The organism is uncultured Caballeronia sp. (assembly GCF_964243625.1).
In the GTDB taxonomy this organism is placed as follows: Bacteria; Pseudomonadota; Gammaproteobacteria; order Burkholderiales; family Burkholderiaceae; genus Caballeronia.
Genome location: NZ_CAXTGZ010000231.1, coordinates 1 through 8,773, shown reverse-complemented (window position 1 = coordinate 8,773; position 8,773 = coordinate 1). Strand labels below are relative to the sequence as shown.

5 protein-coding genes are annotated in these 8,773 nt (G+C 60.0%); 3 read left to right on the top strand and 2 right to left on the bottom strand.

Features of this window, described 5'->3' with window-relative positions; translation table 11 throughout:
- Positions 1-7: 7 nt before the first annotated feature.
- Together ACFFAR_RS16720 and ACFFAR_RS16715 are read right to left on the bottom strand one after the other, a co-directional pair.
- Positions 8-385, bottom strand: a complete 378-nt coding sequence (locus ACFFAR_RS16720; protein WP_062168121.1) for a YqjD family protein — start codon at positions 383-385, stop codon at positions 8-10.
- 304 nt (positions 386-689) lie between these two features.
- Positions 690-1,415, bottom strand: a complete 726-nt coding sequence (locus tag ACFFAR_RS16715; RefSeq protein ID WP_062000458.1) for an OmpW family protein — start codon at positions 1,413-1,415, stop codon at positions 690-692.
- Positions 1,416-1,692: 277 nt separating this feature from the next.
- On the opposite strand from ACFFAR_RS16715, the gene ACFFAR_RS16710 reads away from it, so the two are divergent.
- The 3 genes from ACFFAR_RS16710 to ACFFAR_RS16700 form a co-directional block, all read left to right on the top strand.
- Positions 1,693-2,400 carry a transposase gene (locus ACFFAR_RS16710; RefSeq protein ID WP_062000457.1) on the top strand — a complete coding sequence of 236 codons (708 nt, stop codon included), beginning with the start codon at positions 1,693-1,695 and terminating at the stop codon, positions 2,398-2,400.
- Between the two features lie 333 nt (positions 2,401-2,733).
- Positions 2,734-7,437, top strand: coding sequence for a glutamate synthase-related protein (locus tag ACFFAR_RS16705; RefSeq protein ID WP_062168120.1), 4,704 nt, complete (start codon positions 2,734-2,736; stop codon positions 7,435-7,437).
- 81 nt (positions 7,438-7,518) lie between these two features.
- On the top strand, positions 7,519-8,773 hold a 1,255-nt coding region (locus ACFFAR_RS16700; protein ID WP_375508152.1), incomplete at its 3' end, for a glutamate synthase subunit beta.

The following is an 8,773-nucleotide window of genomic DNA, read 5'->3' as shown; positions in this document are numbered from 1 at the left end:
CTGAAACTTATCGGGCGCGAGCCAGCAGCACGCCTGCAACGAGCGCGAGGCCACCGACCAGGGCAATGGTCTGCCAGGGTTTTTCGTGAATATAGGTGTCCGCATCGGTCAGCGCTGCGTTGGCGCGGGCGCGTACTGCGTCTTGAGTGTCGTTCAAGCGGGCGCGCGCCGAATCCACGCTTTTGCTCAACTGGGTACGCAACGCGGCGACATCCGCCGATGTCCCTTCTGACAACGTTTCTTCAATCTCTGAAATCAGCGTGCGAAGTTCGCCGCCGATATCCTGCGCTGCGTCGCTGCTGTGCCGTGAAATCCGGCGAGCACGGCGGCTGGTTGAGTTCCATGAATCTCCGATGGCGTCTCGCGTATTGGGAAAGGCGTTCATAGGATCGCTCCGTCGATGGATGAATCGTGGATGGGCCGCAACCTTAAGTTGGCGGAAACGCTAGAGGTGAGCAAGTTGGATGCCGGTTCACTTGTCGGGTTCAACAATGCGCGCTGAAGCCTTGCCGCGCAAGGCGTCTGATCAATTGAAAAGAGGACGAAAGGGTAGAAAGTGCGCTGGCACCTGCCTGTTGACACAATATCCGGGTCATTTTTACAAGCCGATGAATACAAAGCGCCGCCGCGTTTCACCCGCGACGGCGCTTGTTTCTTGCTATTGCTTGCTATGGCTTCAACCCGGAGCGTCAGAACCGGTATCCAACGTTCAAATACGTCACGATCGGATTCAGCCTGAGCTTCGCCTCGGTCTTGACGGTCAGCGGTCCAACGGGCGTCTGGGCTTGCGTGGTCAGCTTGGCAGTGGCATGCAAGGGCACGAAGGAGAGTGAGAAGCCAGCGAACCAGTGTTCCGAAAACGAATAAGTAAGACCTGCATTAAACACGGGAGCCCAGGAACGATCCGTGGATACGTCGGTCGGACCATGCAGCACGTTGCTTTCAAATCCCGTGTTCGTGATCTTGGCGTCGGTGAACCACACCCGCGTTACGCCAATCCCCACGTACGGGCGCAGTTTGGCCTGTGGTTGCATGAAGTAATACTTCAGAAGAAACGTCGGACTCCATTGCTTGGCCGTTCCGATCGTGCCGTAACCGGAGTAACTCTTGTCACCCTTGAGATCGAACTTGGGCGGAATGCCGAGTACGAACTCGCCGGCGATATGGTCGGTGACGAAGTAGCCCGCAGTGAAACCTGCCGTATCACCATTCGAGAGGCTGGCGCCCGTGTTGGGCACCTCGATACCAACCGGCGATCCACCCACGCTGGTCTCCTTGAGCGGACCGCTGCTCGAGAGCGGTGCAAAGTGGAACCAGCCTGTGGTGAAGTAAAAAGTATTTGCCGACTGGGCATGTGCTGCGCCCGTGATGCAGGTAAATGCTGCAACCCCCGTCACTACCTGTTTTATTTTCATTGAGTGCTCCTCCGAGAAAGCACGCTAATTATGAACAGAACAATTGAAACAAACCACGTTTCACCGCAAAGCGTTTTCCCTAGGAGGAATGCCGGCTCCAAATGGGTTAGCGCTATACGTAAAACTGTCTCGTACACCTGAGTTCCCTCGTCGATGCGAATCGCCGGCATCTCAACGAAAAAATTCAAGGTGGCCCAGAATATCGTTTAGACGGACCCCCGGAGCGCCGCCGGAACTCCCCGAAACCGATCAACGCCCGACCAACGGAAAATCCAGAATGGCACGGCTTGCACGACTCTACGTTCCCGAACAGCCGCAGCACGTCATCTTGCGCGGTCTCGACCAGCAGCCCGCTTTCATCGATGCTCCGGACTACGAGCTTTTTATCGAATGTCTGCGCACGGCTTCCCGCGACCACAATCTCGCCATCCACGCCTACGCGCTCATGCCCGGCGCGGTGCACCTGCTCGTCACGCCCCGCGACGAAGCAAGTCTGCCCAAAGCGATGCAGGCGGTCGGCAGGCGCTACGTCGCGCACTTCAACCGACGGTACGCCCGTCGCGGCACGCTATGGGAGGGCCGCTACCGCGCAACGGTGATCGAAGGTGAAACCTACTTCCTGCTCGCAAGCCGCGTGGTCGAGATGGCGCCGGTGCAGGCGGGTCTCGCGGGCACGCCGCAAGACTACAAGTGGTCGAGCTACCGGCATCACATCGGCCTGACGCTCGACAGCCTGATCACCGACCATGCGCTTTTCTGGAAGCTCGGCAACACTCCGTTCGAGCGCCAGCGCGCTTATCTTGAGTTGTGCGAGCAACCGCTCGATGAACGCGAAGCCAACCGTCTCCTTCAAGCGACACTCAAGGGCTGGGTGCTCGGCAGCGATTCTTACCGCGAATGGGCGGCGCGCGCAGCCAACCGGCGCGTCTCGCCGCTGCCCCGTGGCCGGCCCCGCAAGATTCGCGAAACACCACAGACGCAATAACGGACGTTTGAGCAAGAACTGAAGAATGAACCAACGGCATGACGACAAAAATCGGCATGCCGTTTTATTTTCATCGAATTTGATATGACACCAATTAAATCAAGTTTTCATGCACCAACTCGATAATAGGTGCCAGATCATAGCGTTTTCATTGCCAACTGTTTGATTGATCGCGTATATTTCGTTTTCCGGCGGTTCGGGACGCATTGCGTCCGTTGTACGACCGGCTTCGTGTCGATCGTCAGGTTCCAGGTCTTGCCCTGACCGTGGCACGAGCAACGCATAAAGCATGTTCAACGGCCGCTCTCGGCCCCCCACAGAACACGGTGACCCATGAACGATCAATTGCCGCCGACTCTCGGTTCCGCTCCCGCCGCTCAGGGCATGTACGACCCTGAGAACGAACACGACTCGTGTGGCGTTGGCTTCGTTGCGCATATCAAAGGCAAGAAGCGCCACGAAATCATCCAGCAGGGTCTGAAGATCCTTGAAAACCTCGACCATCGGGGCGCTGTTGGCGCCGACAAGCTGATGGGCGACGGCGCGGGCATCCTGATCCAGATCCCCGACGGGTTTTATCGTGAGGAAATGGCGAAGCAGGGCGTGACGTTGCCGCCGGAAGGCGAGTACGGCGTCGGCATGATCTTTTTGCCGAAAGAACACGCATCGCGTCTGGCGTGCGAGCAGGAGCTCGAACGCACGGTGAAGGCGGAAGGCCAGATCGTGCTCGGCTGGCGTGATGTCCCCGTCGACGCCACGATGCCAATTTCGCCGACCGTGAAAGCAAGCGAACCGCTGATCCGGCAGATCTTCATCGGCCGCGGCAAGGACATTGTCGTGACCGACGCGCTCGAGCGGAAGCTGTACGTGATCCGCAAGACCGCCAGCCACCGCATCCAGGCGCTCAAGCTGAAGCACGGCAAGGAATACTTCGTGCCGTCGATGTCAGCGCGCACCATCGTCTACAAGGGCCTGTTGCTGGCCGGCCAGGTCGGCGTGTATTACCGCGACCTGCAGGACGACCGCACGGTGTCGGCGCTTGCGCTCGTGCACCAGCGTTTCTCCACGAACACGTTCCCTGCGTGGGAACTCGCGCACCCGTACCGCATGATTGCGCACAACGGTGAAATCAACACCGTGAAGGGCAACGTCAACTGGCTGAACGCGCGTACTGGCGCGATCGCCAGCTACGTGCTGGGCGACGACCTGCCGAAACTCTGGCCGCTGATCTACCCGGGCCAGTCGGACACGGCATCGTTCGATAACTGCCTCGAATTGCTCGTGATGGCGGGTTACCCGCTCGTCCACGCCATGATGATGATGATTCCCGAAGCCTGGGAACAGCACACGCTGATGGACGACAACCGTCGTGCGTTCTACGAATATCACGCGGCCATGATGGAGCCGTGGGACGGCCCCGCCGCAATCGCGTTCACCGATGGCCGCCAGATCGGCGCCACGCTCGACCGTAACGGCCTGCGTCCGGCGCGCTACGTGATCACGGACGACGACCTCGTCATCCTGGCATCGGAAGCGGGCGTGCTGCCTGTGCCGGAATCGAAGATCGTGAAGAAGTGGCGTCTGCAGCCGGGCAAGATGTTCCTGATCGACATGGAGCAAGGCCGGATCATCGACGACAAGGAACTCAAGGACAACCTCGCGAACGGCAAGCCGTACAAGAGCTGGATCGACGCTGTGCGCATCAAGCTCGACGAGATCGAACCTAAGGCGGAAGAAGTCGATACCCAGCGTCGCGAAGCCGCGGCTTTGCTGGATCGTCAGCAGGCGTTCGGCTACACGCAGGAAGACGTCAAGTTCCTGATGGCCCCCATGGCGCAACTGGGCGAAGAAGCCGTCGGTTCCATGGGCAACGACTCGCCGCTCGCGGTCATGTCCAACAAGAACAAGACGCTGTATCACTACTTCAAGCAGTTGTTCGCGCAAGTGACGAACCCGCCGATCGACCCGATCCGCGAGAACATGGTGATGTCGCTGGTGTCGTTCGTCGGCCCGAAGCCGAACTTGCTCGACACCACCAACATCAACCCCACGATGCGTCTCGAAGTCTCGCAGCCCGTGCTCGACTTCAAGGACATCGCGAAGATTCGCGCCATCGACAAATACACCGGCGGCAAGTTCAGCTCGTACGAACTGAGCATCTGCTATCCGGTCGTGTGGGGCAACGAAGGCGTTGAAGCACGCCTCGCCTCGCTGTGCGCGGAAGCCGTGGATGCAGTGAAGTCCGGCTACAACATGTTGATCGTGTCGGATCGCAAGATGGATCGCGACAATCTCGCCATTCCGGCGCTGCTCGCCACGTCCGCCATTCATACGCATCTCGTGCAGCATGGCCTGCGCACGAGCACGGGCCTGGTCGTGGAAACGGGATCGGCGCGCGAGACGCATCACTTTGCGTTGCTGGCTGCATACGGCGCGGAAGCCGTGCATCCGTACCTGGCGCTTGAAACGCTCGCGCAAATGGCCGAAGGCCTGAAAGGCGATCTTTCCGCCGACAAAGCCATCTACAACTACACGAAGGCCGTGGGCAAGGGCTTGTACAAGGTCATGTCGAAGATGGGCATCTCCACGTACATGTCGTACACGGGCGCGCAGATTTTCGAAGCCGTCGGTTTGTCGAGCGATCTGGTCGAGAAGTACTTCAAGGGCACGGCATCGAAGGTTGGCGGTATCAGCATCTTCGAAGTGGCCGAGGAAGCGATCCGTTTGCATCGTGAGGCGTTTGGCGAGAACCCGGTCCTCGCGACCATGCTCGATGCCGGCGGTGAATATGCGTATCGCGTGCGCGGTGAAGAGCACATGTGGACGCCGGATGCCATCGCCAAGCTGCAGCATTCCACGCGCAGCAATTCGTACCAGACGTACAAGGAATATGCGCACCTGATCAACGACCAGACGAAGCGTCACATGACGTTCCGTGGCCTGTTCGAGTTCAAGGTCGATCCCACCAAGGCGATTCCGCTCGATGAAGTGGAACCGGCGAAGGAAATCGTCAAGCGTTTTGCGACGGGCGCGATGTCGCTGGGTTCCATCAGCACGGAGGCGCACGCGACGCTGGCCGTGGCCATGAACCGTATCGGCGGGAAGTCGAACACGGGTGAAGGCGGCGAAGATGCAAACCGGTATCGCAACGAACTGCGCGGCATTCCGATCAAGAACGGCGACACCATGCGCTCGGTCATCGGCGACGAAGTCGTCACCGACATCCCGCTGAAGGATGGCGATTCGCTGCGCTCCAAGATCAAGCAGGTGGCGTCGGGACGTTTCGGCGTGACGGCCGAGTATCTGTCGTCGGCTGATCAGATCCAGATCAAGATGGCGCAGGGCGCGAAGCCGGGCGAAGGCGGACAACTGCCGGGCCACAAGGTCAGCGATTACATCGGCAAGTTGCGCTATTCGGTGCCGGGCGTGGGCCTGATCTCGCCGCCGCCGCACCACGATATCTATTCCATCGAAGACCTGGCGCAGCTCATTCACGATCTGAAGAACGTAAACTCGTCGTCGAGCGTGTCGGTGAAGCTCGTGTCGGAAGTGGGCGTTGGAACCGTCGCCGCCGGCGTTGCAAAGGCAAAGGCGGATCACGTCGTGATCGCAGGCCACGATGGCGGCACGGGCGCTTCGCCGTTGTCATCGCTCAAGCATGCGGGCACGCCGTGGGAACTGGGTCTGGCTGAAACGCAGCAGACGCTCGTGCTCAACCGTCTGCGCGGGCGTATCCGCGTGCAGGCCGACGGTCAGATGAAAACCGGCCGCGACGTGGTGATCGGTGCGCTGCTCGGCGCCGATGAATTCGGTTTCGCGACCGCGCCGCTCGTCGTGCAGGGTTGCATCATGATGCGCAAGTGTCACCTGAACACGTGCCCGGTCGGTGTTGCAACGCAAGATCCGGTGCTGCGCGCCAAGTTCACGGGACAGCCGGAACACGTCGTGAACTTCTTCTTTTTCATCGCGGAAGAAGTGCGGGAAATCATGGCGCAACTGGGCATCCGCAAGTTCGATGACCTGATCGGTCACGCCGAATTGCTCGATACGAAGAAGGGCGTCGAGCACTGGAAGGCGAAGGGTCTGGACTTCTCGAAGGTGTTCTATCAAGTACCGAACGACGGCAGCATCGCGACGAAGCACGTCGAGACGCAGGACCACGGTCTTGAGAAGGCGCTGGATCACGTGTTGATCGAGAAGTCGCGGGCCGCGATCGAGAAGGGCGAGCACGTCTCGTTCATCCAGCCGGTACGTAACGTGAACCGCACGGTCGGCGCAATGTTGTCGGGGCTCGTTGCGCGCAAGCACGGCCATGACGGTCTCGCCGATGACTCCATCCATATCCAGTTGAAGGGTACGGCTGGGCAAAGTTTCGGCGCGTTCCTGGCGAAGGGCATCACGCTGGATCTCGTCGGCGATGGCAACGACTACGTCGGCAAGGGTTTGTCGGGCGGCCGCATCATCATTCGCCCGACGAACGATTTCCGTGGCAAGTCGGAAGAAAACATCATCTGCGGCAACACGGTCCTGTACGGCGCGATTGAAGGTGAAGCGTATTTCCGCGGCGTCGCGGGCGAGCGTTTCGCCGTGCGTAACTCGGGCGCGACGGCGGTTGTCGAAGGCACGGGCGATCACGGTTGCGAATACATGACTGGCGGCACGGTTGTCGTGCTCGGAGAAACGGGGCGCAACTTCGCCGCGGGCATGTCGGGCGGCGTGGCGTTTGTCTTCGATCCGGACGGCACGTTCGGCGGCAAGGCCAACAAGGCGATGGTCGCGCTCGATCCGGTCCTGCAGCAAGCCGAACAGGAGCGTACGGTCGACCGCGCTTTGTGGCACACCGGCCAGACCGACGAAGCGTTGCTCAAGGGGCTGATCGAGCGGCACTTCCAGACCACCGGTTCGCCGCGCGCGAAGGCTTTGCTGGAGAACTGGGATGCGTCGCGCCGTCAGTTCGTGAAGGTCTTCCCGACGGAATACAAGCGGGCGCTCGGCGAGCTGGGCGCGAAGAAAGCGAAAGACGCGATCGCCGCCTGAGCTTTCTTAATCCTTAGTACGGCCCTTCGGCGCCAGACGCCGAGGGGTGGATCAACCCCCAATACAGAGAAAGAGAACCATATGGGCAAGGCAACCGGTTTTCTCGAGTTCGAGCGCCAGCATGAGACGTATGAAGCGCCGCTCGCCCGCGTCAAGCATTACAAGGAATTTGTTCACGCACTGTCGGACGAGAACGCGAAGATCCAGAGCGCGCGCTGCATGGATTGCGGCATTCCGTTCTGCAACAACGGCTGTCCGGTGAACAACATCATTCCGGATTTCAACGATCTGGTATTCCGTCAGGACTGGAAGTCGGCCATTGAAGTGCTGCATTCCACGAACAACTTTCCCGAGTTCACGGGCCGCATTTGCCCGGCGCCGTGCGAGTCGGCGTGCACGCTCGGTATCAATGACGATGCCGTCGGCATCAAGTCGATCGAACACGCGATCATCGATAAAGCCTGGACCGAAGGCTGGGTTGCACCTTTGCCGTCGAAGCACAAGACCGGCAAGAAGGTGGCCGTGGTTGGATCGGGTCCTGCGGGATTGGCCGCTGCGCAGCAACTTGCGCGCGCCGGTCACGAGGTGACGGTGTTCGAGAAGAACGATCGCATTGGCGGATTGCTGCGTTATGGCATTCCTGATTTCAAGCTGGAGAAATGGCTCATCGATCGCCGCATGCGCCAGATGGAAGCCGAAGGCGTGGCGTTCCGGACGAATGTGTTTATCGGCAAGGATCCGTTGCCGGGGCATATTGCGAACACGGCGCGTGAAACCATCACGCCCGACGAACTGCGCGAACAATTCGATGCCGTCGTCATTGCCGGCGGTTCCGAAACGCCGCGCGACCTGCCGGTGCCGGGTCGCGAAATGCAGGGCATCCATTACGCGATGGAATTCCTGCCGCTGCAGAACAAGGTCAACGCGGGCGATACGGTTGCCGATCAGTTGATTGCCAAGGGCAAGCATGTCGTGGTGATCGGCGGCGGCGATACGGGCTCGGACTGCGTGGGGACGTCGAACCGGCATGGCGCGAAGAGCGTGACGCAGTTCGAGTTGCTTTCGCAGCCGCCTGAAGTCGAGAACAAGCCGCTCGTCTGGCCGTACTGGCCGATCAAGTTGCGTACGTCGTCGTCGCATGATGAGGGTTGCGAGCGCGATTGGTCCGTGGCGACAAAGCGCTTCGAAGGCAAGAACGGCAAGGTCGAGAAGCTGATTGCCGTGCGCGTGGAATGGAAGGACGGGAAGATGCAGGAAGTGGCGGGATCGGAGTTCGAAATGAAAGCCGATCTGGTCCTGCTGGCCATGGGTTTCACGCAACCGGCGACGCCGGTGC